The 26,555-nt window shown below is 67.1% G+C and carries 26 protein-coding genes; 16 read left to right on the top strand and 10 right to left on the bottom strand.

Features of this window, described 5'->3' with window-relative positions:
* Positions 1–2: 2 nt before the first annotated feature.
* The 14 genes from CFN17_RS03165 to CFN17_RS03230 all read left to right on the top strand — a co-directional run bounded on the left by CFN17_RS03165 (position 3) and on the right by CFN17_RS03230 (position 14,047).
* Positions 3–1,505: a tripartite tricarboxylate transporter permease gene (locus tag CFN17_RS03165; protein ID WP_208749926.1), complete on the top strand. Its 1,503-nt coding sequence runs from the start codon at positions 3–5 to the stop codon at positions 1,503–1,505.
* Positions 1,506–1,571: 66 nt separating this feature from the next.
* Positions 1,572–2,576 carry a tripartite tricarboxylate transporter substrate binding protein gene (locus CFN17_RS03170; RefSeq protein ID WP_208749927.1) on the top strand — a complete coding sequence of 335 codons (1,005 nt, stop codon included), beginning with the start codon at positions 1,572–1,574 and terminating at the stop codon, positions 2,574–2,576.
* A 67-nt stretch (positions 2,577–2,643) separates the two neighbouring features.
* Positions 2,644–3,300, top strand: a complete 657-nt coding sequence (locus CFN17_RS03175; RefSeq protein WP_208749928.1) for a methyltransferase — start codon at positions 2,644–2,646, stop codon at positions 3,298–3,300.
* A 26-nt stretch (positions 3,301–3,326) separates the two neighbouring features.
* The gene (locus tag CFN17_RS03180) at positions 3,327–4,127 is read left to right on the top strand and encodes an NAD(P)-dependent oxidoreductase (protein WP_208749929.1); all 801 of its coding nucleotides are present in this window, start codon (positions 3,327–3,329) and stop codon (positions 4,125–4,127) included.
* 78 nt (positions 4,128–4,205) lie between these two features.
* Positions 4,206–5,543 (top strand): TRAP transporter large permease subunit, encoded by a 1,338-nt coding sequence (locus CFN17_RS03185; protein ID WP_208749930.1) that lies wholly within the window; start codon positions 4,206–4,208, stop codon positions 5,541–5,543.
* Between the two features lie 25 nt (positions 5,544–5,568).
* Positions 5,569–5,862 (top strand): hypothetical protein, encoded by a 294-nt coding sequence (locus tag CFN17_RS03190; protein ID WP_208749931.1) that lies wholly within the window; start codon positions 5,569–5,571, stop codon positions 5,860–5,862.
* Entirely contained in the window at positions 5,859–6,848 is a 990-nt protein-coding gene (locus tag CFN17_RS03195; RefSeq protein ID WP_208749932.1) for a cyclase family protein, read from the top strand. The genes CFN17_RS03190 and CFN17_RS03195 overlap by 4 nt, the downstream gene beginning before the upstream one ends.
* A 135-nt stretch (positions 6,849–6,983) precedes the next feature.
* The gene (locus CFN17_RS03200) at positions 6,984–8,003 is read left to right on the top strand and encodes a VOC family protein (protein ID WP_208749933.1); all 1,020 of its coding nucleotides are present in this window, start codon (positions 6,984–6,986) and stop codon (positions 8,001–8,003) included.
* A gap of 5 nt (positions 8,004–8,008) precedes the next feature.
* On the top strand, positions 8,009–8,953 hold the full coding sequence (locus CFN17_RS03205; protein ID WP_208749934.1) for a fumarylacetoacetate hydrolase family protein: 945 nt from the start codon (positions 8,009–8,011) through the stop codon (positions 8,951–8,953).
* On the top strand, positions 8,950–9,993 hold the full coding sequence (locus CFN17_RS03210) for a cyclase family protein (protein ID WP_208749935.1): 1,044 nt from the start codon (positions 8,950–8,952) through the stop codon (positions 9,991–9,993). Before CFN17_RS03205 ends, CFN17_RS03210 begins: the two co-directional genes overlap by 4 nt.
* Before the next feature lie 57 nt (positions 9,994–10,050).
* Positions 10,051–11,187, top strand: coding sequence for an FAD-dependent monooxygenase (locus tag CFN17_RS03215; protein WP_208749936.1), 1,137 nt, complete (start codon positions 10,051–10,053; stop codon positions 11,185–11,187).
* Entirely contained in the window at positions 11,184–12,260 is a 1,077-nt protein-coding gene (locus CFN17_RS03220; RefSeq protein ID WP_208749937.1) for an amidohydrolase family protein, read from the top strand. Before CFN17_RS03215 ends, CFN17_RS03220 begins: the two co-directional genes overlap by 4 nt.
* A gap of 11 nt (positions 12,261–12,271) precedes the next feature.
* On the top strand, positions 12,272–13,270 hold the full coding sequence (locus CFN17_RS03225) for a fumarylacetoacetate hydrolase family protein (RefSeq protein ID WP_208749938.1): 999 nt from the start codon (positions 12,272–12,274) through the stop codon (positions 13,268–13,270).
* Positions 13,271–14,047 carry an SDR family NAD(P)-dependent oxidoreductase gene (locus tag CFN17_RS03230; protein WP_208749939.1) on the top strand — a complete coding sequence of 259 codons (777 nt, stop codon included), beginning with the start codon at positions 13,271–13,273 and terminating at the stop codon, positions 14,045–14,047.
* Positions 14,048–14,062: 15 nt separating this feature from the next.
* On the opposite strand, the gene CFN17_RS03235 is transcribed toward CFN17_RS03230, so the two are convergent.
* From CFN17_RS03235 to CFN17_RS03260, 6 genes are all read right to left on the bottom strand, one after another.
* Positions 14,063–14,845 carry an SDR family NAD(P)-dependent oxidoreductase gene (locus CFN17_RS03235; protein ID WP_208749940.1) on the bottom strand — a complete coding sequence of 261 codons (783 nt, stop codon included), beginning with the start codon at positions 14,843–14,845 and terminating at the stop codon, positions 14,063–14,065.
* Between the two features lie 72 nt (positions 14,846–14,917).
* Positions 14,918–15,880, bottom strand: a complete 963-nt coding sequence (locus CFN17_RS03240; RefSeq protein WP_208749941.1) for a LysR family transcriptional regulator — start codon at positions 15,878–15,880, stop codon at positions 14,918–14,920.
* A gap of 75 nt (positions 15,881–15,955) precedes the next feature.
* Entirely contained in the window at positions 15,956–17,533 is a 1,578-nt protein-coding gene (locus CFN17_RS03245; RefSeq protein ID WP_208749942.1) for a GMC oxidoreductase, read from the bottom strand.
* A gap of 17 nt (positions 17,534–17,550) precedes the next feature.
* Positions 17,551–19,044, bottom strand: coding sequence for an MFS transporter (locus CFN17_RS03250; protein WP_208749943.1), 1,494 nt, complete (start codon positions 19,042–19,044; stop codon positions 17,551–17,553).
* A gap of 175 nt (positions 19,045–19,219) precedes the next feature.
* Entirely contained in the window at positions 19,220–19,906 is a 687-nt protein-coding gene (locus CFN17_RS03255) for a hypothetical protein (RefSeq protein WP_261792335.1), read from the bottom strand.
* Positions 19,907–20,013: 107 nt separating this feature from the next.
* The gene (locus tag CFN17_RS03260) at positions 20,014–21,057 is read right to left on the bottom strand and encodes a Gfo/Idh/MocA family protein (RefSeq protein ID WP_261792336.1); all 1,044 of its coding nucleotides are present in this window, start codon (positions 21,055–21,057) and stop codon (positions 20,014–20,016) included.
* A 102-nt stretch (positions 21,058–21,159) separates the two neighbouring features.
* Here CFN17_RS03260 and CFN17_RS03265 point away from each other — a divergent pair, with 102 nt between their 5' ends.
* Complete coding sequence (locus CFN17_RS03265; protein WP_208749945.1) at positions 21,160–22,422, top strand: ROK family protein; 1,263 nt, start codon at positions 21,160–21,162, stop codon at positions 22,420–22,422.
* A 32-nt stretch (positions 22,423–22,454) separates the two neighbouring features.
* Here the strand turns inward: CFN17_RS03265 and CFN17_RS03270 are convergent, their stop codons facing one another.
* Positions 22,455–22,871, bottom strand: a complete 417-nt coding sequence (locus CFN17_RS03270; RefSeq protein ID WP_208749946.1) for a hypothetical protein — start codon at positions 22,869–22,871, stop codon at positions 22,455–22,457.
* A gap of 68 nt (positions 22,872–22,939) precedes the next feature.
* Between CFN17_RS03270 and CFN17_RS03275 the strand changes: the two genes are divergently transcribed.
* Entirely contained in the window at positions 22,940–23,953 is a 1,014-nt protein-coding gene (locus tag CFN17_RS03275; protein WP_208749947.1) for a restriction endonuclease subunit R, read from the top strand.
* Here CFN17_RS03275 and CFN17_RS03280 read toward each other — a convergent pair.
* From CFN17_RS03280 to CFN17_RS03290, 3 genes are read right to left on the bottom strand one after another with little or no spacing between them, the layout of a single operon-like run.
* A complete protein-coding gene (locus CFN17_RS03280; protein WP_208749948.1) occupies positions 23,940–24,944 on the bottom strand; it encodes a sugar phosphate isomerase/epimerase in 1,005 nt (334 codons plus the stop codon). The genes CFN17_RS03275 and CFN17_RS03280 overlap by 14 nt on opposite strands.
* A gap of 11 nt (positions 24,945–24,955) precedes the next feature.
* Positions 24,956–26,158 (bottom strand): Gfo/Idh/MocA family protein, encoded by a 1,203-nt coding sequence (locus tag CFN17_RS03285; protein ID WP_208749949.1) that lies wholly within the window; start codon positions 26,156–26,158, stop codon positions 24,956–24,958.
* A complete protein-coding gene (locus tag CFN17_RS03290) occupies positions 26,155–26,553 on the bottom strand; it encodes a DUF6379 domain-containing protein (protein ID WP_208749950.1) in 399 nt (132 codons plus the stop codon). The genes CFN17_RS03285 and CFN17_RS03290 overlap by 4 nt, the downstream gene beginning before the upstream one ends.
* Positions 26,554–26,555: the final 2 nt, after the last annotated feature.

Here is a 26,555-nt window from a genome sequence, read left to right on the forward strand (position 1 = left end):
ACATGGACACCCTCAATGAACTGCTGAACGGCTTCGCGGCCGCCCTGACCTGGCAAAACCTGCTCTTCGCATTCCTCGGCTGCCTGCTGGGCACCGTGATCGGTGTGCTCCCCGGAGTCGGCCCGGTGGCCGGCGTCGCCCTGCTCATCCCCCTGACTCTGAACCTGGACCCGGCCGGGTCGATCATCATGTTGTGCGCCATTTTCTACGGCACGCAATATGGCGGCACCATCACCAGCGTCCTGTTGAACACGCCGGGCGAGGCATCATCGGCGATCACCACCATCGACGGCTACGCGATGACCAAACTCGGCCGCGCCGGATCGGCACTGACCATCGCCGCGGTGGGATCCTTCATCGGCGGAAGCATCGCCACTATTGGCCTGGTCGCCGCCGCCAAACCCCTCGGCGAACTCGGCCTCCTCGTCGGGCCGCCGGAGTTCTTCGCGCTCATGGTAGTCGGGATCTCCCTGCTGGTGGCCCTGGCCGGAAAATCCATGGTCAAAGCCCTCATCTCCGGGGCCCTGGGGCTGCTGATCTCCATGGTCGGCATCGACCCTGTGGCCGGCGCGCCCCGCTTCACCTTCGGCATGGACCGGCTCCTGGACGGTGTCAGCTTCGTGGCCGTGATCGTCGGCGTCTTCGGACTGTCGGAGATCCTGTCCTACCGTAAGGGTGCGGATGCACCCCTGGTCCACGCACCCGGGTTCCGGTCGCTCCTGCCCACGCGCATGGAATGGCGGCGCAGCGCCCCGGCCATAGCACGCGGCACCGGAGTCGGCTTCGGACTCGGTCTGGTCCCGGGAATGACCGGATCCGTCTCGTCCCTGCTCTCGTACGTGGCCGAAAAGAAGTTCTCCCGGCACCGCCACGAACTCGGCAAGGGTGCTGTCGAGGGCGTGGCCGGACCGGAAACAGCGAACAACGCGCACGCCAACGCCGCGCTGATCCCGCTGTTCACCCTCGGAATCCCGGCATCCCCCACCATCGCCGTGCTCATGGGGGCCTTCCTCCAGCAGGGCCTGACCCCCGGTCCCAGCCTGTTCACTGAACACTCCGACATCGCCTGGGCCATCATCGCCAGCCTCTTCATCGGCAACGTCCTGCTGCTGCTCCTCAACGTGCCCCTCGTCGGCCTCTGGACCTCCATCCTGCGGGTCCCGGCTCCGATCCTGACTGCGCTGATCCTGCTCTTCATGGTGATCGGCGCCTACACGATCAACTTCAGCGTCTTTGACGTCTTTGTCATGATCGGTTTCGGCCTGCTGGGCCTGGCTCTGCGGCACCTGGAGATCCCGCTGGCCCCCATGGTCCTCACCCTTGTCCTCGGCCCCCTGATGGAACGCTCCCTGCGCGAGTCCCTCGAAATCTCCCAGGGAGACTTCAGCGTTTTCCTCAGCCGTCCCATCTCCGCCGTGCTCATCGCAGTGGGACTGCTGATCATCTGCAGCCCGCTGCTCAAGCTCCGCAAACCCAAAGCCCTCACCGAAGACCCCGAAGCCTAAAACCCAAACCACCCAACCCACAAGCCGTCCCAACACACAGCTCGGCCCACTTCAAAGGAGAAGAACTTGTCCCGCACGAAAATAACCGCAGCCATCGCCGCTGCAGCCCTGCTCGCCCTTACCGGTTGCGGCGCCAACGCCAGCGCCAACAACGCGGCCTCCGGGGACGACTTCCCCAAGAAGGGCAAGTCCATTGACCTCATCGTCGCCTTCTCCTCAGGCGGCGCCGTGGACACCGCAGCCCGCCTCGTCCAGCCCGTCCTGGAGAAGGAACTCGGTACCAACGTCGAGGTCATCAACAAGCCCGGCGCCGGCGGCCAGATCGGCTACACCCAGCTGACCAGCGCCAAGCCGGACGGTTACACCATCGGCGCCACCGGCTCCCCGTCCGTCGTCGTGTCCCCGCTGGACCCGGCCCGCGGCGCGAAATACACCCGGGCCTCCTTCCAGCCGCTGGGCCGCCAGGTCATCGATCCTGCCGTAATCGCCGTCCAGCCCGACAGCCCCTACAAGACGCTGAAGGATCTGCTGGACGCTGCCAAAGCGCAGCCGAAGTCACTCACGGCCAGCACCACCGGGCTGCAGACCGGCGAACACTTCGCGCTGGCCCAGATCCAGGAAGCCACCGGCGCCGAGTTTGCCCCGGTGCACTTCTCCGAAGGAGCATCCCAGGCCACCACGGCATTCCTCGGCAAGCACGTCAACGTCCTCGTGGCGAACGTCAGCGACGTGACTGACCTGACCAAGCAGAATAAGGCCCGCGTCCTTGGGATCATGACCGCCGAGCGGTCCCCGGCGCTGCCGGACGTCCCCACGTTCAAGGAATCCGGGTACGACGTCGAGGCCGGCACCGTCCGTGGCTACTCGGCTCCCGCCGGCCTGCCGGACGCGGTCGCCAAGAAGCTGGAAGATGCCCTGCAGAAGGCCATCGAGGACCCGGAAGTGGTCAAGAAGATGAACGCCCTCGGCCTGCAGACCAGCTACCTCAGCGGCAAGGACTACGAAACGTTCTGGGCCGGCCAGGAAGCGGACTTCAAGAAGGTCCTGCCGCTGGTCCAGAAAAAAGACTGAGTCCAAAAAAGACTGAGTCCAAACAACCTACCGCCGCCACTCCAACACCATCAGGGAAGACACCGCCATGACCACCTCCACCCTCCAGGACGCTGATGCGGCCTTCACCCGTCCGGATCCCGCGCTGATCGACCGGCTGGCCAAGCTGCCGGCCGCCAACATCGGCGATGCCATGGACCGGCTGGGAGTCGCAGATTCTGCGATCCAGGCGATCTGGTCCGGCGCGAAAATCGCCGGCCCTGCCTTCACGGTCTGGACCCGTGCGGGAGACAACCAGGGCATCCACCGCGCCCTGGAACTCGCCCGGCCGGGGGACGTGATCGTTGTCTCGGCCGGCGGCGACGAGTCCCGCGCCCTTTTGGGCGAGCTGATCGGCGAGCGCGCCATCAACCTCGGCATCGCCGGGTTCGCCCTGGACGGTGCCGCACGCGACGCCGAAGCCCTGGCGGAAATCGGCATGCCGGTCTTCGCCCGGGCCGTCACCCCCGCGGGGCCGTACAAGAACGGCCCGCACCGGCTCGGCTGCGCCGTCGCCTTCGGCGGTGTTCCCGTGCTGCCCGGGGACATCCTCATCGGCGACTCCGACGGCGTCGTCATCGTCCCGCTGGAACAGGCGGCGGCCGTGGCGGAGGCGGCCGAGGCCGTCTTCGCCGACGAAACCAGCCGGCGGGCAGCAATCATCGCCGCCCGCCGGCAGCAAGACCGGCAGCAAGACCGGCCCTAAGAACAGCAAGTAAGGAACGAACACTCATGACAAAGTGCACCATCATCGGCCTTGGCGAAGCCGGGGCAGCCTATGCCGAGGCACTCGCCACCGCCGGCCACCAGGTCACGGGATTCGACCCCGTGGCGCCCGCCACCCCGCCGGGAACGGCCCGGGCGGCCACGGCCGCCGAAGCCTGCCAGGGCGCGGAGATCGTTTTGGTGCTCACCGGCGCGGCCGCCGCCCGCGCCGTCGCGAAGGACTGCCTGCCGGTGCTCCCGGCAGGCAGCACCTACGCCGATTTCACCTCGTCCTCCCCCGCGGTCATGCAGGAACTCGGCCAGCACCCCGGCGAAGCCCTCTTCGCCGACGTCGCGATCCTCGGACCCGTCGCCGCTCTCGGCGTCAGGACGCCCCTCATGGTCAGCGGCCCGGGAGCGGCGGCCGTCGCGCAACTGCTGACGCCGCTGGGCGTCGAGGTCGAGATCACCGACGGCGGGCCGGGCGCGGCGATGTCCCATAAGCTGCTGCGCAGCGTCCTGATGAAGGGCCTCGCCTCGGTCGTCGTCGAGGCCGTTACTGCCGGCCGGGCGGCCGGGCTGGAAGGATGGATCCGGGAACAGATCGCCCGGCAGCTCGCCGGCGACGGCCACGCCGTCGTCGACAGACTGCTCACCGGAACGTCCAAGCACGCTGTCCGCCGGTCGCGGGAGATGCAGGATACGGCCAATTACCTGGCCGAGCTCGGTGTCCCCGCAGAAATGACGGCGGCGTCAGCGGCAGCGCTGACCCGGATCGCGTCGGCACCGGTCGCAACGTCACCGGCCCCGGAGGCGGCCCTGCGCTAAGTGCGCATGAGGCAAAATCATGAAGAGGGAATCAACGATGAACCCGACCGCAAACCAACACCCCGAAGGAGCAGCCCGATGATCGGCATCTGGGCCCTGGGCGCCTATCTGGCCGTCATCCTGCTGTGGACAACCGTCATCAGACGCAGTGTCGGTGAAGCGATGCTCCTCGGGTTCCTCGTCGTCCTGCCCTTCACCGGGGCCGCCGCCGGCCAGACGGGCTGGAATGCTCTCTACTCGGCCGTCACCGACGAGATCGTCTATGCCACGATGGCCTTTGTCTTCATGGGCTACCTGCTGGAGCGGACCGGGGTGCTGGACCGGCTCATCGAACTGCTGAACTCCCTGATCGGCGGGGTGAAGGGCGGCCCGGCCTGGGTCTCCACCGTCGCGTCGGCCGGGCTGGGCGGAGTGGTCCACAACCAGGCCGCCATCGCCGCCACCGTGGGGTCCGTGACCATTCCGTGGATGGAGAAGTCCCGGCTCGACAAGCCGTCCGCGGCAACCCTCGTGGCAGGCAACGCGGGAATGGGCATCACCTTCCCGTTCAGCGCGTCCATGTTCGTCCTGGTCGGATCCGCCACCGTCGGGCCCTTGCTGCAGGTCAACGACCTCGTCATTCCGCTCCTGGCCGGCGGTCTCTGGTGCTTCCTGCACCGCCTGGTCATCACCTACGTGCTGATCCGCAAGTCCGACATGGCACCCGTTGACGCGGCCGACCGGACGCCCGTCCGGCGGGCCTTCGCCCAGGGCTGGGCCACCCTGCTCCTGTTCGTTGTGGTCGGCGTCCCGCTGATCATCACGTCCGGTGCCATCGCCGGGTTCCTGTCAGGCTGGACGGGCTCGGACGTGGCCAAATCCGTCAGCGTCATCGTCTGGATCCCCGTGGTCCTCATCATGACCGGCCTCATCCTGGGCCGGCGCCGGCTGCCGCGCAGCGGGAGGGCTTACTGGGATTTCCTTCAGCAGTCCGCACCGCGTTTCGGCGTCGTCGGGGTCACGGTGGTCTTCGCGTTCGCCGGCGCCAATGCCCTGGCCGCCACCGGGCTGCCCAAACAAATGACCGCGCTGCTGAACCAGTTCAACCTGCCGCTGTGGCTGCTGGCCATCCTGATCGGGCTGATCGTGATCGCGGTGGCCGCGCCCCTCTCCGCGACGGCGACCATGGCCGCGGTCGGAACCGTCGGCGTCGCCACCCTGGTCGCCGCCGGTGTGCCGGCCACCACCGCGGCAGTCGCCGTGCTGGTGTTCTCCTCCTGCGAGGCGGCCGTGCCGCCCGGCGGTGCTCCCTTGTACGTGGCCTGCGGCATCGCCGACGTCGACCCGATCAAGACATTCGCCCGCTTGTTCGCCCTCTATGCCCTGCCGCTGCTGGCCATCGGGGTCCTGATCATCGTCGGCGTCCTCCCCGTCTAAGGAACCGGAAATAGGAACAAAGCCCATGCGCAAGCTTCGACCCACCATCAACGCCGTCTTCGTCGTCAGCCTGGCGGCACTCCTCATCGCCGGCATCGTTTTCGTCGCAGGACAGGCGCTGGCACTGCTCACCGGGCAGGGCGAATGGCTGACCATCCTCAACGACGCCGTCAAGGCTCCGGCGTGCATCGCCGCCTCCGTCTGTGCCATTGCCGGTTTCCTGCTCAGCTACGGCGCAGAGAAAGGGACAGCGGAGAAAAAGACGCCAGCAGAAGAAGAGAAACAGCACCGGCCGCAACAGGAAGCGCGCACCCCATGACCTCCCCTGAGCCGGGCACAAGCTACCCCTCCCACCGGGAACTGCTGGAACGTCCCGGCCGCCTCTCCGGCACTTCCTGGGGCCTGTTTCCCGACGCCGGCCGCGGCACCCCGTCCTTCATCGGGCCCGGCACCGTGATGGACGCTGCCGGCTGCATCAGGACCGGAACCGTCTTCGGCCTGGACTACGCCGCCGACGCCTTCGACCCCGGAATGTCCCTGAAGCGCCGGGCGCCCCGGCACACGATCTACTCCGCGCATCCCGCCCACCGCGACGACTACCTCGACGGGTACTACCTTCAGGGCTCCACCCAGATCGACGGCCTCCGGCACCGCCGGGCGGACGACGTCGGCTTCTATGACGACACCCCGGACGAGGAAATCCGCGAAGGAACCACGGCACTCGGAATCCAGGCGTGGGCCGAACAGCCGATCGCCGGCAGGGGCGTGCTGGTGGACGTGGACGGCTACTGCAAGGACCAGGGCACACCCATCGACCATGCCGCCGGGCAACCCCTGGGCCTCGGGCTCATCCTGGCCGCCGCCCGGGCGCAATCGATCACTTTCCAGCCGGGCGACATCCTCATGCTGCACACCGGCTGGTGCGAATGGTTCCTGGCGCTTCCCGCCGGGGACAGGACCACCCTGCGCGACAGCCGCCGGGCCACCGGCATCGAACAGTCGGCAGAGTTCGTCGCCTGGGCCTGGGACATCCGGCTCGCGGTCCTCGCCGCGGACACCTTCGCCGTCGAATGCCTCCCGCCGGTCCCTGCCAGCCCGTACCGCGACACGGCGCCGAACGACCACGGCATGATGCACCAGGAGTTCCTCGCCAAACTCGGACTCCCGCTCGGCGAACTCTGGAACCTCGGCCCGCTCAGCCGCCACATGAATGCCACCGGCAACTGGGATGCCTTCGTCACGGTCAAGCCGCTGAACGTCACCGGTGCGACCGGCTCGCCGGCCAACGCCACCGCAATAACCTAGGACTCCACCGCAAGTATCAGATTCGCAAATAGTTCCTATGGGATATTTGCCCTTTCCCGAATATATGAAATCCACCACAGTGGTTACAGGACCTGCACCAAACCGACCGCAGCCAGTAACCAGAAGGACTTCAACGTGGAAACTCCGCTCTCCCATCTTGCCCACCTCGAGATCACCACCCCGGACGTCGAAGCGTCGGCACGGTTCTACGAGGAAAAATTCGGCATGCGCATCATCGACCGGGCTGACGGCAACGTCTACCTGCGCTGTTGGGGCGACTACTACCGCTACAGCCTGGTCATCACCGAAGGCCCCGAAGCCTCCCTGGGCCGGATGGCCTGGCGCACGAACTCCCAGGCGGCCCTTGAAGCAGCAGCCCAGCGCATCGAAGCGACCGGCGTCCAGGGCATCTGGACCGCCGGCGGCCACGGCTTCGGCAAGGCCTACGAATTCACCGGCCCCTACGGCCACCCCATGCGCCTGTTCTACGACGTGGACAAGTTTGTCGCCGAAGCCGGTTTCGAATCCACCTATCCGGACCGCCCGGAGCGCCGCAGCAGCCACGCCGCAGCACCCCGCTTCCTGGACCACGTCACCGTGGCCTGCTCCGATGTCCGCGGCTTCGCCAAGTGGTACAACGAGGCCCTGGGCTTCCGCGTCATGGCATTCGTGGACCTGGACGAGGCCCCCATCACTGTCTTCTCGGTGCTCACCACCAACGAGAAATCCCACGATCTCGGCGTGGTCCTGGACACCTCAAGCCGTGCCGGCCGGGTCAACCACATCGCTTTCTGGGTGGACGCCATTGAGGACCTGCTGCGCACCGCGGACGTCATGATGGAGAACGGCACTCCGATGGAGTACGGCCCTTCCATCCACGGTGTGGGCGAACAGAACTTCCTGTACTTCCGCGATCCTTCCGGCCTGCGCGTCGAACTGAACTCCGGCGGCTACCGCAACTACGTTCCGGACTGGGACGCCAACACCTGGAAGCCTTCCGAGGGCTCTAACAACTTCTACAAGAACGGCGCCATGCCGCACTCCATGACCGAATCGTTCCCTCCGGCCGAAGGCTTCACGGCCACCGAAGAAGGCGCCTCGCCGGAGATGAAGGAAGCCCTCCTGAACCCCTACGCCAAGCAGGGACGGGGCTAGACACTGTGTCCGAAGCAACCTATGCGCTCATCCGGTTCCAGGAGCCCGGTGACACCAAGGCCCGGGCAGGCATGCTGGTGGGCGGTCGTGTCGTGCCGCTGAACGAGGAGATCAATTCCCTGATCGAGCACTGGGACACCACGGAGTGCCAACTTGATGCCATCGCCGCGTCGGCCGGTGAGCGTGCCGGCCTGGCATTGGCCGACGTCGAGGTCCTGGCCCCCGTGGAACCGGCCCAGGTGCTGCAGACCGGCGCAAACTACCGCAAGCACGTCATCGACCTCGCCGCAGCGCACCGCGAACCCGGCCAGGACGAAGACGAAGTGCGCGCCAAGACCGCGGCCATGATGGACAAGCGCGCGGGCCAGGGCACGCCGTACTTCTTCATCGGACTGCCGACGGCGATCGCGTCCGCAACGGACGACCTCACCCTGCCTGCCTACTCCAACTCCCATGACTGGGAGCTGGAACTGGCGGCGGTCATCGGCAGGACAGCCTTCCGGGTCAGCCCCGAGGAGGCCCTGGAGTACGTCTTCGGCTACACCATGGTCAACGACATCACCACGCGTGAATACGTCTTCCGCAAAGACATGCCGGCGATCGGTTCCGACTGGTACCGGGCCAAGAACGCCCCCGGCTTCCTGCCCACGGGGCCTCTGCTGGTGCCGGCCAAGTTCTTCGGCGACCCGCAGGACGTGCAGGTGACGCTGAAGCTCAACGGCAAGGCCATGCAGGACGAGTCCACCCAGGACATGATCTTCGGCGTGGCCAAACTGGTCAGCGAGGCCTCCCAGATCATGCCGCTGCGGCCCGGTGACCTGGTCCTGACCGGCAGCCCCGCCGGCAACGGCCAGCATTGGGGACGGCTCCTCCAGGACGGCGACGTCATGGAAGGCACCATTACGGGCCTGGGCACCCAGCTCATCCACTGCAAAGACGAAGTCCAGTGACCGCCCAGGACACAGCACCCACCACCGGCACCGGGGAATCAGCCAGCACCGATTCCCCGGTGATCCGGCGTGAGGACCCGCTCGGCAGTATCCGGGCCATGGCCGAGGCCCATAACAACTGGGGCCGGTGGGGCGCAGACGACGTGCTGGGAACCTTGAATTTCATCGACGCCGCCAAACGCATCGAAGCGGCTGCCCTGGTGACGACGGGTGAGGCGTTCTCGCTGTCCCAGCCCTTTGACACCAACGGACCGCAGAAGGGCTGGCGCCGCCGCACCAACCCTGTTCACACGATGACCGACACCGGCGTAGACGCCGAGCGCGGCAACCAGGGCTTCCCGCACGGCTTCGGCGGAGCGGACGACGTCATTGCCATGCCGCTGCAGTGCTCCACCCAGTGGGACGGCCTGGGCCACATCTTCGATCAAGGCAAGGCCTGGAACGGCCGTGCCGCCGGCGATGTGGTCACCTCCGAAGGCGACCTGGTGACGGGCATCGAAACCGCCGCCGCCAAGATCGTCACCCGGGGCGTGCTGCTGGACGTCGGCCGCGCGCTCGGCCCCGAGCTGGGAAGAAACGACGGCGAGCTCCCGGACGGCTTCGCCATCACCCCGGAACACCTTCAACGGGCCATCGCACTGCAGGGACCCAGCTCCCGGGTGGGCCGGGGCGACATCGTGGTGATCCGCACGGGACAGTACGGCAGGGTCCGCCGCGACGGCTGGGGCGAGTACGCCGGCGGCCCGGCCCCCGGGCTGTCCTTCGGCACCGCGCCGTGGCTGCACCGCAGCGAAATCGCCGGGATCGCCACAGACACCTGGGGCTTCGAAGTCCGTCCCAACGAGTTCGACGGCGCCTTCCAGCCGCTCCACCAGATCGCCATCCCGAACCTCGGGCTGTTCCTGGGCGAAATGTGGGACCCGGACGGCCTGGCCGAAGCCTGCGCGGCGGACGGCAGGTATGACTTCCTGCTCACCGCCGCACCGCTTCCGATCACCGGGGCCGTGGGGTCACCCGTCAACCCGATCGCTGTCCGGTAGCTTCAGAAAACAGCAACAACCACCAGCAATAACGCCGTCAACACAAAGGAGTCAGCGATGGCAGCAGTACAAAACGTCGGAATCGTCGGGGCGGGAGCCGCGGGACTGACCGCCGCCATCCTCCTGGCCGACGCCGGAATCAACGTGGAAGTCCTTGAGAAGGCGGACGCCCCGCAGACGCTCGGGTCCGGAATCACCCTGCAAGGCAACGCCCTGCGGATCTTCCGCCAGCTCGGCGTGTGGGAGCAGATCGAGGCGAAGGGCTACGCATTCAGCACCCTGGGCCTGCGCGCCCCGGACCCCGCGGGCACCGTCATCGCCGTCCTGGAGGACATCCGGACCGGCGGCGATGACCTCCCCGCCACCCTGGGCATGTACCGCCCCGACCTCACAGCCATTCTGCGCGAGCGCGCCGAGCGGGCCGGCGCACGGATCAGCTACGGCAGGACCGTTACCGGTGTAGAAGACAGTGCCACCGTCGGCGGTGCCGCCGTCACCGTCAGCACCGCCGACGGAGGCACCTCCCGCTACGACCTCCTGATCGGGGCCGACGGCCTGCACTCCGCGGTCCGCAAGGCCATCGGCATCGACGTCGAGCCCCAGCCCACCGGCATGGGGATCTGGCGCGCCTTCGTGGAGCGGCCCCAGGACGTGGTCCGCACCGACCTGACCTACGGCGGCCCCTGCTTCATCGCCGGCTACTGCCCCACCGGCCCGGACACCATCTACGCCTACCTGGTGGAAAAGGCCCAGGAGCGCAGGCACGAGGACGGCCCCCGCATCATGACCGAACTCGCTGCAGCCTACGGCGGCCCCTGGAACGAGATCCGCGCGAACCTGGACCAGAGTGCCCGCATCAACTACACGTGGTTCACTACCCACCTGGTCGACGGGCCCTGGAACCGCGGCCGCACCGTGATCATCGGCGACGCCGCCCACTCCTGCCCGCCCACCGTAGCGCAAGGGGCTGCCATGGCCCTGGAAGACGCGGCCGTCCTGGCCGAGCTCCTGATTCAGGCCGACGACATCACCGAAACCCTGTGGAAGGAGTTCACCGACCGCCGCCTGGACCGGGCCAAGGCAGTCGTCACCGCCTCTGTCCAGCTGGGCCAGTGGATGCTCGACGGCGTCCGCGACGCCGACGTGCCAGGCCTGATGCACTCACTGTCCACCATGCTGAAGGAACCCGCATGAGCGCCCTCCCCGCCGAACAGAACCCCACCGTGGACGTCCACGCCCACATCCTGCTTCCGGCCCTGCAGCAGCTCGTGGCCGAGGCCGATCCGGAGGGGTTCGCTGCCCACCAGGCCCTCGAGGTACGGCGCAACGGTCCGAAGTCCATGGCCGCTTCAGGCCGGATGATCAAGGAACGGTGGCCACAGCTGACGGACCTGGACCGCCGGCTGCAGGACATGGACGAAGCCGGGGTTGATGTCCAGCTCGTCTCGCCGTCGCCGTCGCACTTCTACTACTTCGCCCACGAAGAGCTGGCTTTGCAGGTTGCCAAGGCCGCCAACCAGGCGGTGCGCGAGTTCGTCGATAAGGCGCCGGAGCGTTTCAACGGCCTGGGCCTGGTGCCGCTGCAGCATCCGGCGCTGATGGTCGAAGCATTGGACCATGCGGTGCTGGAGTGCGGCCTCATCGGCGTGGAAATCGGCTCATTTGCAGCCACCCCGGACATTTCGGGGTGCACCACCGTTGAGCTTTCGGACGGGCGTCTGGAACCGTTCTGGAGCCGGGCCGTGGAGCTGGGGGCCTTGGTGTTCCTGCACCCGTTCGGCTGCTCGCTGGATGAGCGGCTGGACCGCTTCTACCTGGCCAACACCGTCTCGCAGCCCGCGGAAAACGCGGTGGCCCTGTCCCACATGATCTTCAGCGGTGTCCTCGACCGGCACCCCAACCTGAAAGTGCTCGCCGCCCACGGTGGCGGCTACCTCCCCAGCACCATCGGCCGTTCGGACCACGCGTGGAAAGTGCGGCCGGAGGCACGGGGATGCGCCGAACCGCCATCGGCTTACCTGAAAAGGCTGTATTTCGATTCACTGGTCCACAGCCCGGCGGAACTCCGCGCGCTCGTGGCCGCCGCCGGCCCGGAGCAGGTGCTCCTCGGCTCGGACTACCCGTTCGACATGGGCTCCGAAGACCCCGTGGCCGAGGTAACGAGGGCACGGCTTGCCGCCGGGGACGAGGCCAGGGTGCTGGCCGGCAACGCCGCGGCCCTGGGCATCGCACCGGCTTCCGCCCGCACCGTCAGCCCCACAGCCTAAGGAAGAAGCTCATGGTCAAGATCGCACGCTGGAACCACGACGGCGGGACGCAGTCCGGCTTCGTCGACGGCGGAACCTGCCACGCACTTCCCGCGGGACACGATGTGCAGACTTTGCTGGACGCCGGACTGGAAGAAACGCTGAGCCTGGCCCGGCAGACGATCGGTTCCGGTGTGGCGGTTCCGCTGGCTGACGTGCACCTGCTCGCCCCGTTGGTCCCCGCCACCATGCGGGACTTTGTGGCGTTCGAGGAACACGTTGAAGGCGTTCGGAAAAGCATTGACGGCGTGGCCGGCGTGGTGCCCGAGTGGTACGAGGCACCCACGTTCTACTTCACCAACCCGCATACGGTGACCGGCACCGGCGAGGTGATTGGGATTCCGGCGGGCTGCGATGATCTGGACTTTGAAACGGAAGTCGCCGCCGTCGTCGGGCGCGTTGCCGGAAGCGATGGCCGGAACCTGACCGCGGCAGAAGCGCACCGGCATATCTTCGGCTACACGATTCTTAACGACTGGTCGGCACGGGACCTGCAGCGCCGGGAGATGAAGGTCAGCCTCGGGCCGTGCAAGGGCAAGGACTTCGCCAACACGCTGGGGCCCTGGATTGTCACGGCGGATGAGTTCGAGGACCTGCACGACGCCGACGGGTTCCTGCCCCTCTCCATGGCCGTGGAAGTCAACGGTGAAGCCATCGGCCAGGACCTGCTCTCCAACATGGGCTGGCCGTTCGCCGAGCTCGTGGCCTACGCCTCGCAGGACTCAGTGGTGCGCCCCGGCGACGTGCTGGGCTCCGGCACATGCGGCAGCGGCTGCCTCGCCGAGCTCTGGGGACGGAATGGTTCACAGACTCCCCCGCCCCTGAAAACCGGCGACGTGGTCCGCATGAGCGTGGAAGGCATCGGCGCCATCGAGAACACGGTGGGCTCCCGGCGCGAGGCCGTCACCCGCGTGCCTGCCCGGCCCCGCCCCCGCAGCAGGGTGGCCTCTGCGGTGAGTTCCGGGACGTAGGTGGTCTCCCTTCAGCTGGACGGCCGGACGGTGGTGGTCTCCGGCGCGGGCCAGGGCCAGGGAGCTGCCGAAGCCGGCATGCTGGTGGAGGCCGGGGCGCGGGTCATTGCCACCGACCTCGCCGGGGACATGCCCTCGGCGCTGGCCGCTGCGTCTTCGACTTCCACCGGTGCGCTGGTGTACCGGCAGCTGGATGTCAGCGATTCCGCCGGCTGGTCACGCCTCGCCGGGTGGATCCAGTCCCAGGGATGGCGGGTGGACGGGCTGGTCAACAATGCAGGCATCACCCGGCGCAGCCGGCTGCTCGATGCCTCCGTTGCAGACCTGCGACGCGTATATGACGTCAACGTCGCCGGAAGCCTGCTGGGAATCCAGTCACTCACGCCCCTGATGGGCAGCGGGGCATCCATTGTCAATGTCGGCTCTGTTGCCGGCCTGACGGCCCATTACCCGGTGGCATACACCGCCAGCAAATGGGCGCTGCGCGGGCTCTCCCAGGTCGCTGCCATGGAACTTGGGCCGCGCGGGATCCGGGTGAACACGGTACACCCGGGCTTCATCGAAACGCCCATGACGGCGGGCGCCAGGCCGGAGTTCCGGCACGCCACCCTGGCCGAGACCCCGCTGGGCCGCACCGGGAGCGTGGAGGAAGTGGCCGGCGTCGTATTGTTCCTCCTCAGCCCGCTCTCTTCCTATGTGACCGGTGCCGAAATCCCCGTGGACGGCGGCCAGTCAGGGCACGGCGGAGCCAAGTCGGTCTCCGACGCCATGCGCTGAGACGCCGTGCGCTGACTAGCCCGGCAGCACCGCTGACCAGCCGCCGTCGACCATCAGGTTGGCGCCAGTGACATACGACGCCTCGTCAGAGGCCAGGAACAGCGCGCACTTGGCGACTTCCTCCGGCGCCCCTATCCGGCCCAGCGGGATGCTGCCGGCGATGGTCCTCATGGGGTGGTCGGCGGCCAGGAGGTTGCCCTCGGTGGCTGCGGTGCGGATCATGCCGGGGCTGACAGCATTAACGCGCAGCCCATGCGGGGCCCCTTCGGCGGCGAGCTGCCGGGTCATGGCCACCACGGCTCCCTTCGTGGCGGTGTGGGCCAGCCGGCCGTTGGTCATGGAGCCGGTGACCCCGGCCGTCGAGCCGACCAGCACGATGGCGGCGTTCGGTACCTGGATCAGCTGGGGCCAGAAGTACTTGACGGGCAGGAACACCACGTCCATCTCGTGTTCAACATTCCACTTCCAGTCGGCAAACGTGAGTTGCTCCAGCGGGGCGAAGCGGGTGACCGCGGCGTTGGCATACAGGATGTGGACCTGTCCGTGGTGTGCGGCCACATCCTGCGCCCATGCCTCCACGGCAGCCTCATCCGTAAGGTCAACCCGGCTGCTGCTTATCCGGCCCCCGGCAGCGGTGACCTGGCCGGCAGTGGCCGCCGCGCCGTCGTCGTCCATGTCGCAGCCCACCACAAAGGCCCCTGCCGCAGCGAAGGCGAGCGCCGCCGCCCTGCCCTGGCCGCTGGCCGTTCCGGTGATGACGGCGGTTTTGCCGGCCAGGCGCTGGCTGGAGACAGACATAGGGGTCCCTTTCGAAGGTGCGTTTCTTCGACTTTCGCAGGGATGGTCCGGGCGGGGAACGGCGCCTTGGCTCTAGGTGGTATCCGCCGCGTGGATAATCACCGGATGGGCCCTGACGGGGAATAGTTCATGCAGCCGCGAACAGGCCCGCTGGACGACCGAACGCAGCCAGACGCTGGCGGGGTCCTCTGCCTGGGACGGGTGCCAGTACATCGCTTCCACGAGGGACGCTTCAGCGCTCTCGGAGAACTCCAGCACAACGATGTCCGCGCCGCGCTGGGCCCGTGCGGCCAGCATCCCGGGGACCAGCGCGACGAGGTCCGTCCCTTCCACCAGGAGCGGCAAGGACAAGAATCCGGCCACCACGGCCGCCACGCGGCGCTGTATGCCCCGGGACTCGAACAGCTTGTCGGCCGGGGTGCTGATGCCGTCGCCGAAATAGCCGACGGCGTGGGGTACAGCGGCCAGGTCCGCCAGAGTGAGCCGCGGCTGCTGGAGGAGGGGATTCCCGGCATCGGCTACGGCCACGAAGCTGTCCCGGAAGAGCTGCTTGCTGGCCCCCTGCATCTGGTACCCCGTGGGCCCGACCAGCAGGTCGATCTTGGAGTAGTCTGCCATCTGGCCCTGGATCCCGGACTTGGCGGTGGGAACAAAATCCACAGACACACCAGGGGCCGCCTCGCGCAGGATCCCCCGCAAGGGGCCAACAATCAGCGCCGCCGCATAGTCCGAGGCGGCAATGACGAATTCCCGTTCACTCGTGGCGGCGTCGAAGCCGGAGCGTACACGTGTGGCCCGCTGGATGTGAAGCATCGCTTCATCAACCAGCGGGACCAGGGACTGCGCGAAGGGCGTAAGGTCATAGGTTCGGCCGTTGCGCACCAGGAGTTCGTCGTCGAAATGGCGCCGTAGCCTGGCCATTGCGGCACTGGTGGCCGGCTGGCTGAGCTGAAGCCGTTCAGCCGCCCTGGACACGTTCCGCAGTTCCAGCAGGACCTGCAAATGGGGCAACAGGTTCAGGTCCAGATTCTTCATACCCATAGGTTATCCACGCTCCGGGCCCGGCCCACCCCGCGGCGGGACGGGCCGGGCTCCGGTTGGACTGTCCCGTCAGGCGCCCTCCGGACCCAGCCCCTCGGCAATCTTCCGGGCGCCGCGTACCGCGATGGCCACGCTCATCAGCGTCGGATTCATGGCTGTTGCCGTCGGAATGAGCGCGTTTCCGCCTACCACCAGGTTGTCGTGGCCCCACACGCGCGACCATGGATCCGCCACCGAGGCGCCGTCGTCGGTCTCGCCCATGCGCATGGTGCCCTGGTAGTGCAGACTTGAGCCGTTCGGCATGAGGCGGGGCTCGGCAACGAAGGCGCCAAGGGCCTTGCCGGCACGCCGCAGCCGCTCAGTGGCCTCGGCAATCTCGGCTTCCTCGCGCTCGGTGAGCGCATATTCGATGGCCATGTTCGGCAATCCCCGGTAGTCCGGCTCGCTGTCGTCGAAGGTGACCGCGTCCTCGTACCGCGGATGCTTGCGCATGCCGTAGCCCATATTGACGTAGCCCCACCGGTTCTCGGAATACGGGGTGCCCGGCTCCATCGGGAACGGAGTCGATTCCGAATACATCACCTGGACAGAGAACGGGTGCTCCGGCTCCGAGAACGGGATGCGGTTCACCGCCGCAACAGGGTCAGCCGGATTCAGCGCCCTCCGGGCCAGCTCGGCGTCGAGGTCCTCCTCCGTGGCGTAGCGGCGCATCTTCTCAGCGTCCAGCGCCACCGTGGAGATAACCACAGGATGCTCGGTCAGGTAGTGGCCAAGCGCCTCCGGCCGGACGCCCGATGCCCACAGGAGCTGCGGGGAGCGGAAGGCATCCGCGGCAACGACGACGACGTCCGCCGCCACAAAGGACTCCTCCCCTGTGCGGAGATCCTGGACGGTGACTCCGGTGGCTCGCCGCCCGTCCAGTTCCACGCGCTTTACCAGGGTGAGGTCACGGAGTTCGAACTGCCTGGAGAGCGGGCTGCCCGGATCGATCAGGGGGCCGAGGACGACGTCGGCACCGGCCCAGCGGACGGACCCGTCAGGCTGCGGATCCCCGGCGACCGGAAGGGTGCCCACCCCGTAGCCTTCGGGCAGTTCGGCTCCGAACTCTTCATCCAGGAGGGACCTGATGGCCTCGCCCACGGTTGAATCGGCGAACGCAGCACTGTGGACGTGCAGCAACTGCTTCGCGTCCTCGATGAGCCCGTCCCATTCCTTGTCCGCGATGAACGGAATCTTCTCGCTGAAGGCGGGCGCCGGCGTCGCGCAGGTCCAGTGCGCGCCCTGGCCGCCCACATTGGTGGCGGCCGCCGCTGCCGGGAAGGAGGGCGCGTGGGCGGACCCCGCGCCGCCGAAGTCGAGCAGGTGGGTGCCTTGACGCGCGGTGAACATTCCCTCGGCGACGGTCCCGGCCGGGATGCCGAGCGACTCGCGGTAGGCACCGGCCTGCGGTCCCTGGGACATTTCCCGTGCGCGTGCTTTTTCGTCGGGGTCGGGAATGTTCCGGACGCTTTCACCCGGAATTTCGGTCAGTTGGGGCCCGGCTTCGAACATGACCACCCGGGCGTTCGGGACCTGTTCCAGGAGGACCCGGGCATAGGTGGAGCCGATAGGCCCGCTGCCGACGATGGCGATGGTGGGGTTGGACATGATGTCTCCTTTGAACGTCAAACCGGGAGGGATGCGGAAGTTGAGCGGGGGGCGGGAACGGGTTCATCGGAGAGGCGGCCGTGCGGGAGCAGGACCGCTGCGATGATGCCCACCGCATAGGTGGCAGCGAGGGCAATGAAAATAGGGGTGAAGACTGAGCTGTAGATCTGCGCGACACCGGCTTGGACTCCGGGCGCAGAGCCGTGGACCAGTTGCGGTGTCAGTGTGGAGGAGTCGAGGCCGGCCGGCAGCAGGGCCGCAACGCCGAAGCCGATCACCCCGCCAATGATCGCGGTCGCCACCGTTGATCCGACCTGGCGGACCAGGTTGATGGTGGCGGTGATGCTGCCGGTCTGGCTGGCCGGGGCAGCCCCCTGGACCACTGCGACGATCAGGCTCATGAACGCCCCCGTGCCCATCCCGACCGTACCCATGACGATCATTGGCACCCACAGCGGAAGCCCGGCAGGCAACACGGCCATCACAAAGAGCCCGCTCGCCCCCAGCGCTGTTCCGAGGATGGGAAAGATCCGGTAGCGCCCTGTCCGGCTGGCCAGCCATCCAGTGAGCAGGTTGCTGATCAGCATGCCGAACACCGTTGCGATGGGGACGAACCCGGACACGGTCGCGGTGGTCTGGTACGCCATCTGAAAGTACGTCGGCAGGTAGGCAGTGATGGAGAAGAGACCGACGCCGATGATTGCCGACAATGCGGTGCCTGCCGCAATGGTCCGGTTTGCGAAGAAGTGGAGCGGCACGATGGGCTCGGAGGCCCGCCGCTCAATAAAGAAGAAGGCAACGAAGCCCAGGACGCTCAGGGCGAGCGCCGCGGCGGCAGGGCCGGCAGTCCGTTCGGCGGCCCACGAGACGGCGAGTACGAGGGCCACCAGTGCTGTGGTGAATACAGCCGCGCCAGCAACGTCGAAGTGCTGCGGGGCCGCTTCCGGGTCCAGGTGGGGAACAGCGATCAGGGCAAGGCACAGGGCAGCCGCGCCCACCGGGAGGTTGATCCAGAAGACCCACTGCCAGCCCCAATAATCGGTGATGGCACCGCCGAGGACGGGTCCGACCAGGATCGCGATCGGGAATGCCGCACCGATGGTGGCCATATAGCGCGGCCGTTCCCGCTGGGTGGTGACCCGGGCGATGATGGTCTGGGACATCAGCTGCAGGCCGGCGGAACTCATCCCCTGCAGGACGCGTGCGGCGATCAGCCACACCATGTCCTGGGCGAAACCGCAGGCGAGGGAAGCGGCCAGGAAAGCTACCAGCGAAACAAGGAAGATGCGGCGCGCGCCCAGCACATCACCCAGTTTGCCGAGCACCGGCAGCAGCACTGTGCTCGCAAGGGTGTAGCCCACAACAACCCAGCTCATCAGCTGCAGGGCGCCGAGCTCGCCCGCAACCGTGGCGAGCGATGTTGAAACAACGGTGTGGTCCAGTGCTCCGAGGAAGGAGACCGTGAGCAGGGAGACAACAAGGAGACGGAGTCTTAAAGGCGAAAGTGACATAGTGATCTGCCCGAACGATCGGGCCGTCGACGCGACCTGTTGTGCCTCCACCGCATCATCACGATGGAGAACGGGTCCGAAAGGAACCCCGACGCCACTACCCACAATACCTCACTTTAGTTCGAAATAAACAAAAGAGTGCCAGAATTAGACACTTTGTGGATGATTCCCTGGGTTAGATGGCGAGCAGCGTCCACGTAAGCGCCATATCCTCCAGCAGCTCGTCCAGATCCGGCACGGACCGGCCCGACGAACAAGCCTCAAGGGCCCGGCGGAGCGCAAGCCGGGCTGGTGATTCATAGCGTTCCGGAACCCTCAGCGTTCCGTCCTCGGCGGACGTCTCCAGGCGCGTCAATCCGGCGGGCTGGTCTACAGTCACTTCCGTCCTTACCTCGCCAAGAGCCCACAGCTGGAGCAGGCCGCCAGCGTGCGGGCCGGCCGCCGTCACCGCTGCAAGGGTGGTGGGAACTGACGCGCCGGAGGGCACCACCGCATCCAGGAGTGCGATCCTGCCCCGGGCCGCGGCGGCCCCCGACCCAAGCGTCAACGATCCCCCGGCCAGGGACCGCGCCCACCCAAGGCCGTCGCGGACTACCGCATCAAGGCCTGCCGCGGGGGCAGCGCACTCGACCGTGATGATCCGGGGCGGGCTGTCCCGCCTTGCCCGAACGGCGTCAGCAACAACATCGGGGCGCAGGCGCGGGCGCTCGATGATGACCGGGAGATCGCCCGGCCACGGGCACGCTTCGAGCGTTTCCTGCGGAAGCACCACCGGATCGGCAACGATCACGGCCGCCGCTCCCTGCGCCCTGGCCGCGAACATGCCCTGCCACCAATCGCCGGATCCAGGCACTACCGTCACCGCACCGTGCATGCCATTGCCCGGTGCAGCACTGACGGGAAGCTCAGCAACCGCTGCCACATAAGCAGGCAACGCAGCATGGACGCCGCGCGCCCGGCCTGCCCGACTCACTGCAGCACTCCCTCAAGCACTTTCGCAGAGGCTGCGTCGGCAAGATCGATTGCATAGTGCGAGTCAGCCAGCAGTTCGTCATACTCCACCGGAACAGCACCCTCAAGGAGCGAGGCAAGCAGGCGCCACTCCGCCACATAGCCGTCTTCCGGATCGCGCCGGTATTCCGTCCACTGCCCGTCTGCGGTCCGCACGCGGGCTGCGGCACTTCCGGCATGGACGAAGGCGGGCGGGAAATTGACCTCGATGCGGTCGTGCGAGGTGGCGATGCTCATCCGCCAGAGCGCATCCGGCCCTTGCGGAAGCATGGTGAGCGCCAGTTGGACCAGGATCCCGCCGGCCCGGTACCCCACCAGGTAGCCGATCGGCGCAGCGACTCTTGCGTAAATTACTTCATCGATGCTTGGCGCAATGTCCCTGACGGCAGGAAGGTCATGGATCGCGAGACCCGTCAGCAACTGCCTCAAGACGCCGGCGGCCGCCGCAGGATCGCCCAGGTCAGGACGTCCCCGGCGCCCGGGCTGGAATGGTCCGCCCTCCGCGACCAGGCGGTGGTACCTGTCGTTCGGCGGGAGCGCCAGCGTCACGGAGATCGTCTGCGCCCGGCCCTCAAGGGCGACCAGATGGTGCTTTGCGCGCCCCCATGCCGCATCAAACAGGTGGTTGGTTCCCACCAGGAGGATGGTGCCGGCGGCCCGGCATGCGGCAATGACCTCGTCGGCTTCGGCCCTGCTGGTGGCGAGAGGCTTTTCGCAGAAGACGGCTCGCTTGCCCGCGGCGACTGCCGCCAGGACCTGGCGGCCGTGGTCACCGGGCGGGCTGCACACGGCCACTACCTCCACGGCGCCGTCCGCGAGCAACTCCGCTTCCCCCGCCGAGCAGCGGGCACCTGGCCCCTCGGCCAGGACTCGAGCCCGCCCGCTTCCGGCATCGGCAACGTGCACCACCCTGAATGAGTCCGCCAGCCGTCCCAGCACCGGAAGATGCAGAGCCGCAACGCCCGGACCGGCTCCAATAATCCCGACATTCCAAGGCATCATTACCTCCTTCTTATGCGCTTATTATTCATAAGTGCGGAATGTTTTGGCTATAGTCGCGCCCAACGGCACCTTAGTCGGGACTTGTGTGTGAGAATTGTGACCATGACGACAGACTCCACACTCCGCTTTGGAGCTCAGACGGATGAAGTGACGAGCCTCCTGAGGATCGTCAACCTGGTTCGCACGGGCGAGGCAACCACCCGCCCCGAAATCGGCAAGGTCACCGGACTGGGCAGGGGTGTTGTTAGTCAGCGAGTGGACCAGGCCATCCAGATGGGCTTCCTCGCCGACGGCGAGTTCGGGGCCTCGTCCGGGGGCCGCGCGCCCCGGACTTTGCGTTTCCGTGCGGAGCAGGGACGGATCGTAATCTGCGCCCTCGGCGCGGCTCACCTGAGGGTCGGCGTAGCAGCTCTCGACGGTGACATCCTGGAACACACGCACCGCATCTGGGATATCGCGCAGGGTCCGGAGAAGACCATCGGCGCGGTCATGTCCCTGATTGACGAGATCCTGAAGAAAGACGCCGAAGTGCCCGTATGGGGTGTGGTGGTGGGGCTTCCCGGCCCCGTGGACTTCGCCTCGGGGCAGCCCGTGGCGCCTCCGATCATGCCGGGGTGGAACGGTTACGATGTCCGAACGCCGTTCGAGGAGCGCTTCAATGCGCCGGTATGGGTGGACAACGACTCCAACCTGCTTGCCCTCGGCGAACGCGCCCGGCGGCGCGACTCCCTGGCGGACCTCATCTACTGCAAGATCGGCTCGGGAGTGGGAGCGGGCCTGCTGTCGAAGGGCAGGATTCACCGTGGCGCAAACGGGGCCGCCGGCGATATCGGCCACGTCCGGGTTTCCGATTCCGATGCACAATGCCGCTGCGGCAAGATCGGCTGCCTGGAAGCAGTGGCCGGCGGCTGGGCCCTCGTCCGGGATGCCGAACAGGCAATCAAGGAAGGTGCCAGCAGCTCCCTGGCCCCGAGGGCGAAAAAGGGGGCCCTGAGCCTCGAGGACATCACCTTGGCGGCCCACGACGGGGACGCCCTGGCCATCGCCCTCGTCCAGAAGTCGGCACGGGTGGCAGGCGAGACCATCTCGGCCCTGGTAAACATGTTCAACCCCGGGGTCATTGTGATCGGCGGTGCTATCGCCTCCGCGGGTGAAGTGTTCCTGGCCGAAGTGCGCCAGCGCGTCTACGAGCTGTCACTGCCACTCGCCACCCGGGACCTCACCATCACCCTGTCCGTCAACGACGAGCGCGAACCGCTGCGCGGAGGTGCCGAACTGGCCCGCGAGCAGCTGTTCGACGTCACCTTCCCGCGCTGGTTCGCCGAAGGCCGCCCGTCCCCGGAACGAACCGCTGTGCCGGCATAAGTTTCCATCCGGTGACCTGAGGAAGATCCTGCTCAGGCCACGTCACGGGACGCGCTGGGCGCCGGCGCCCGGTCAGGATCCAGCCGGGCTTCCAGATGGAACGGCAGGACCAGGGGCGTGGCGGGACCGGCCTGCAGATAGGGCACCAGCAGCTGGAAATCGACAGCCACGGCGTGGGCGCTGCCGCGAAGTTCGTGCCTACCGGCCAGGACCAGCCTGTCCTGAACGAACCACCAGCCGGGCTCGGCCGCCAGTGAATCTGCCGGCACGCTGCGGGGCCCCAGCACTACCGTCAACTCCCCGGGCAGCACCGGGGCGCCGTCGACCTCAACCGCAAGGCCGGCGACGCTGGACAAGGGCATCGAACGGATCCAGGGAAGACCCACCCGGAGCTCGAAGCCGGCGGGAGTGGCCGTTAGTGCATCTTCGCGCAAAGCCGTTTGCAACATGACTTCCATCCTTTATCCTAAAAGTGACATAAGTTTGTCACTACCAAGCATAAATGGGAAGGCATTCGATGGCCCCTGACATTCCTGACACCTGGACTCTCTGCGCCAGCACCTTCAACTGGGCGCCGGAGATCATCTCGGCACGGCGAACGGCCCGGGACGTTGTCACCGGCATCACGGACTCCGTGGTGAAGACAATAGAGCTCGAGCCCGGGCTGCTGTGGCGGACCTTCCCTGCCCCGCAGGACGCCGAAGTGGACGGACTGCGGGATTCGCTGGCCGCACACGGCGGACGCGTCAGCATCGTTGGCGCCAGCCTGGACGACTTCACATCACCAACCGCCCGCCGCTCGCTGCAGGAGCGCCTGGACTTCCTGGCCCCACAGCTCCAAGCAGCACGCCGGGTGGGAGCCAGCGGAGTCCGGCTGCCGATCGGACAGGCGGGCGCCGAACTGCTCGCCCTGGTGCAGCCGCTGCTGCACGAGCTGGACCTCGTCCTGTATGAAGAGATCCAGGGGCAACAGAACCCACGGAACCCAGTCATAGCACCTGCCCTGGATGCGATAGCCGGGCTGGCCGATGACCATGTCCGGGTGCTCGTGGACATCAGCATGCTGATGCCCGACCTTCCCGTGACCTACCTTGAAGAGCTCCGGCGTGGAGGAGTGTCCCCGGAACTTCTGGTGCGGCTGGAGAAGGACTGGCGCGACCCCGCCACCCTCACCGCCGTCACCGCGATGCTCCGCTCGGGCGAGGTTCCCCGCCGGGTCCACACGCTCTTCATGAACCTGCTCATCCGCTTCGGCCGCAGCGAGGCCGCGGACCTGCAAGGCATTCTCCCCCTGGTGGGCGCCATCCACCTGAAGTTCTGGGACCTGGAGGACGACGGCGGGCGGGTTTCGCAGCCGCTGCGGGATCTTGGCGGGCTGCTGGGCAGGAACGGCTTCACCGGTACGCTGACCAGCGAGTGGGGCGGCCACGAGTGGCTGCTGGATGATCCTACGGAGATGACGCGGCGGCACCTGGCACTGGCGGAGGAGGCGCTGGCAGAGCCAGCGCCTCCCGGACCTACTTCGTGCTGAACGCGGCATCGAAGGCCGCTGCGGAGGGCTCGTAACTGGAAAGCCGGCGCACAAACGCCAGCGCCTCCGGGGCGCCGTCCAGCCGGTCCATGCCGGCGTCCTCCCACTCCACGGAGAGCGGGCCGCGGTAGTCGATGGCATTGAGCATCCGGAACGCATCCTCCCATGGCACGTCGCCGTGGCCGGTGGAAATAAAGTCCCAGCCGCGGCGCGGGTCGGCCCAGGGCAAGTGGGATGAAAGGCGGCCGTTGCGCCCGTTCACCAGCCGCTTCTTCGTGTCCTTGCAGTGCACATGGTAGATGCGGTCCTTGAAGTCCCACAGGAAGCCCACCGGGTCGATGTCCTGCCACACCATATGGCTCGGGTCCCAGTTCAGGCCAAAGGCCTCCCGGTGGCCAATCGCCTCCAGGGTGCGCTGCGTTGTCCAGTAGTCGTAGGCGATCTCGGACGGGTGCACTTCATGGGCGAACCGCACTCCACACTCGTCGAAGACGTCCAGGATGGGGTTCCACCGGTCGGCAAAATCCCGGTAGCCGGCGTCGACCATCTTTTCGGAGGCGGGCGGAAACATTGCCACGTACTTCCAGATGGATGATCCCGTGAATCCGGTCACCGTCTTCACGCCGAGTTTGGCGGCGAGCCGCGCGGTGTTCTTCAGCTCCTCGGCGGCACGGCGGCGGACGCCTTCAGGATCGCCGTCGCCCCACACGACGTCCGGCAGGATACCGCGGTGCCGTTCGTCGATCGGGTCGTCGCAGACGGCCTGGCCCTTGAGGTGGTTGGAAATGGTCCAGACCTTGAGGCCGTGGCGTTCAAGGATCTCCAGCTTGCCCTGCACATAGGCTTCGTCATCCCAGCGCCAGGGATCCAGGTGGTCACCCCAGCAGGCGATCTCAAGGCCGTCATAGCCCCACTCGCCGGCGAGCCGGGCCACCTCCTCGAACGGCAGGTCGGCCCACTGGCCGGTAAACAAGGTAATTGGTCGTGCCACGTGTTGCCCTCTCAGCCGGCCAGCACGGGAACGCCGGCTGCGACGCCCGTCCAGGCGGAATCGTTGTTGGAACTGCGCTCGACCGCGTCAAGCACCCGCTGCACCCTCAGCCCGTCAGCGAACGACGGGTGCGGGTCGGTGCCGCCGACGATGCCCTCCACCAGATCCTTGACCTGGTGGGAGAAGCCGTGTTCGTAGCCCAGCATGTGGCCTGCGGGCCACCACGCCGCAACGTATGGATGCTCTGCTTCCGTGACCAGGATCTTCCGGAAGCCCTGGCGGTCCGCCGGCGCCGTGCGGTCGTAGAACTGGACGCTGTTGAGGTCTTCAAGGTCGAAGGCCAGGGCGCCCCGATCCCCCGAGACTTCGATCGCCAGGGCGTTCTTCCGGCCGGTGGCAAACCGCGAGGCCTCAAAGGATGCCAGCGCCCCGGTTTCGAAGCGGCCGGTGAAGATGGCGATGTCGTCGACGGTCACCTGGCCGTAACCGGCCCCGGCACCGCCGGACAGCCCAGCGCCGGAAAGCCCGGAGCCTGCGTCCGGGAGAGGCCGCTCCTTCACGATGGTGTCCATGACGCCGGACACCTTCTCCAGGTTCAGGCCGGTGACGAACTGGGCCAGGTCGATGGCGTGGGCGCCGATGTCGCCCAGGGCCCCGGACCCGGCGTGTTCCTTCTGCAGCCGCCAGGCCAGTGGCATTTCCGGGTCCACCAGCCAGTCCTGCCGGTAGGAGGCGCGCACATGGTTGATCGTCCCCACGGCACCTTCGGAGATGAGGTTGCGCAGGAACGTGACGGCCGGAACCCGGCGGTAGGTGAAGCCCACCATCGCCCGGATGCCCCTGGCAGCCGCGCGCTCGGCCGCTTCGGCCATCGCTTCGGCCTCCGCCACCGTGTTGGCCAGCGGTTTCTCGCACAAGACGTGTTTCCCCGCTTCCAGGGCGGCGATCGCGATTTCGGCGTGGGAATCGCCGGGCGTGACGATGTCGACGACGTCGATATCGTCACGGGCGATCACTTCCCGCCAGTCTGTGGCTGACTCGGCCCAGCCCCACTTTTTGGCGGCGGCAGCCACCGCTTCGGAATTCCGGCCCACAACGACTGCCATCTCCGGCTCGGCCGGCAGGTCGAAAACCCGCGGCGCTGTCCGCCAGCCCTGGGAGTGGGCAGCACCCATGAAGCCATAGCCGATCATGGCCACGCGCAGCCTGGTCATGCGAGCACCACCGTGCGCTCGACCGCCACCCGGTTGCCCACGTAGCGCATGGGAGCGATCTGCATGTAGAGCAGGCGGAGGGTGAGGATGACTTCGACGTCGATCTCCTCGCCGGCGTCGGGGACGCGGTCCAGCGGAATGATCACCGTGGGCTTGTCCGCGACAAACCACAGGGTGTCCCACTGCTCCGGAAGCTCGGCGATTGAATAGGACTTCCCCTGCAGCTCGAAGCGGAGGGACGCCTTGGGTATCGCGACGCCATTGACTGTCGCCGCGACGTCGTCAACAGCGGACAGCCAGAGGCTGCGATACCAGGGCAGCTGCACCGACACGGCAATGCCTTCGGGGTGCCTGCGGACGTCGGTGTCCTGGAACAGGGAATTGTGAGTTGCCATGG

This window comes from Arthrobacter sp. PM3 (assembly GCF_003352915.1).
Taxonomy (GTDB): Bacteria; Actinomycetota; Actinomycetes; order Actinomycetales; family Micrococcaceae; genus Arthrobacter.

Coding starts and splice junctions, on each gene's coding strand:
- CFN17_RS03165 (WP_208749926.1), top strand. CDS start 3: ATGGACACCCTCAATGAACTGCTGAACGGCTTCGCGGCCGCCCTGACC.
- CFN17_RS03175 (WP_208749928.1), top strand. CDS start 2,644: ATGACCACCTCCACCCTCCAGGACGCTGATGCGGCCTTCACCCGTCCG.
- CFN17_RS03180 (WP_208749929.1), top strand. CDS start 3,327: ATGACAAAGTGCACCATCATCGGCCTTGGCGAAGCCGGGGCAGCCTAT.
- CFN17_RS03185 (WP_208749930.1), top strand. CDS start 4,206: ATGATCGGCATCTGGGCCCTGGGCGCCTATCTGGCCGTCATCCTGCTG.
- CFN17_RS03190 (WP_208749931.1), top strand. CDS start 5,569: ATGCGCAAGCTTCGACCCACCATCAACGCCGTCTTCGTCGTCAGCCTG.
- CFN17_RS03195 (WP_208749932.1), top strand. CDS start 5,859: ATGACCTCCCCTGAGCCGGGCACAAGCTACCCCTCCCACCGGGAACTG.
- CFN17_RS03215 (WP_208749936.1), top strand. CDS start 10,051: ATGGCAGCAGTACAAAACGTCGGAATCGTCGGGGCGGGAGCCGCGGGA.
- CFN17_RS03220 (WP_208749937.1), top strand. CDS start 11,184: ATGAGCGCCCTCCCCGCCGAACAGAACCCCACCGTGGACGTCCACGCC.
- CFN17_RS03225 (WP_208749938.1), top strand. CDS start 12,272: ATGGTCAAGATCGCACGCTGGAACCACGACGGCGGGACGCAGTCCGGC.
- CFN17_RS03235 (WP_208749940.1), bottom strand. CDS start 14,845: ATGTCTGTCTCCAGCCAGCGCCTGGCCGGCAAAACCGCCGTCATCACC.
- CFN17_RS03240 (WP_208749941.1), bottom strand. CDS start 15,880: ATGAAGAATCTGGACCTGAACCTGTTGCCCCATTTGCAGGTCCTGCTG.
- CFN17_RS03245 (WP_208749942.1), bottom strand. CDS start 17,533: ATGTCCAACCCCACCATCGCCATCGTCGGCAGCGGGCCTATCGGCTCC.
- CFN17_RS03250 (WP_208749943.1), bottom strand. CDS start 19,044: ATGTCACTTTCGCCTTTAAGACTCCGTCTCCTTGTTGTCTCCCTGCTC.
- CFN17_RS03260 (WP_261792336.1), bottom strand. CDS start 21,057: ATGATGCCTTGGAATGTCGGGATTATTGGAGCCGGTCCGGGCGTTGCG.
- CFN17_RS03265 (WP_208749945.1), top strand. CDS start 21,160: ATGACGACAGACTCCACACTCCGCTTTGGAGCTCAGACGGATGAAGTG.
- CFN17_RS03270 (WP_208749946.1), bottom strand. CDS start 22,871: ATGTTGCAAACGGCTTTGCGCGAAGATGCACTAACGGCCACTCCCGCC.
- CFN17_RS03275 (WP_208749947.1), top strand. CDS start 22,940: ATGGCCCCTGACATTCCTGACACCTGGACTCTCTGCGCCAGCACCTTC.
- CFN17_RS03285 (WP_208749949.1), bottom strand. CDS start 26,158: ATGACCAGGCTGCGCGTGGCCATGATCGGCTATGGCTTCATGGGTGCT.
- CFN17_RS03290 (WP_208749950.1), bottom strand. CDS start 26,553: ATGGCAACTCACAATTCCCTGTTCCAGGACACCGACGTCCGCAGGCAC.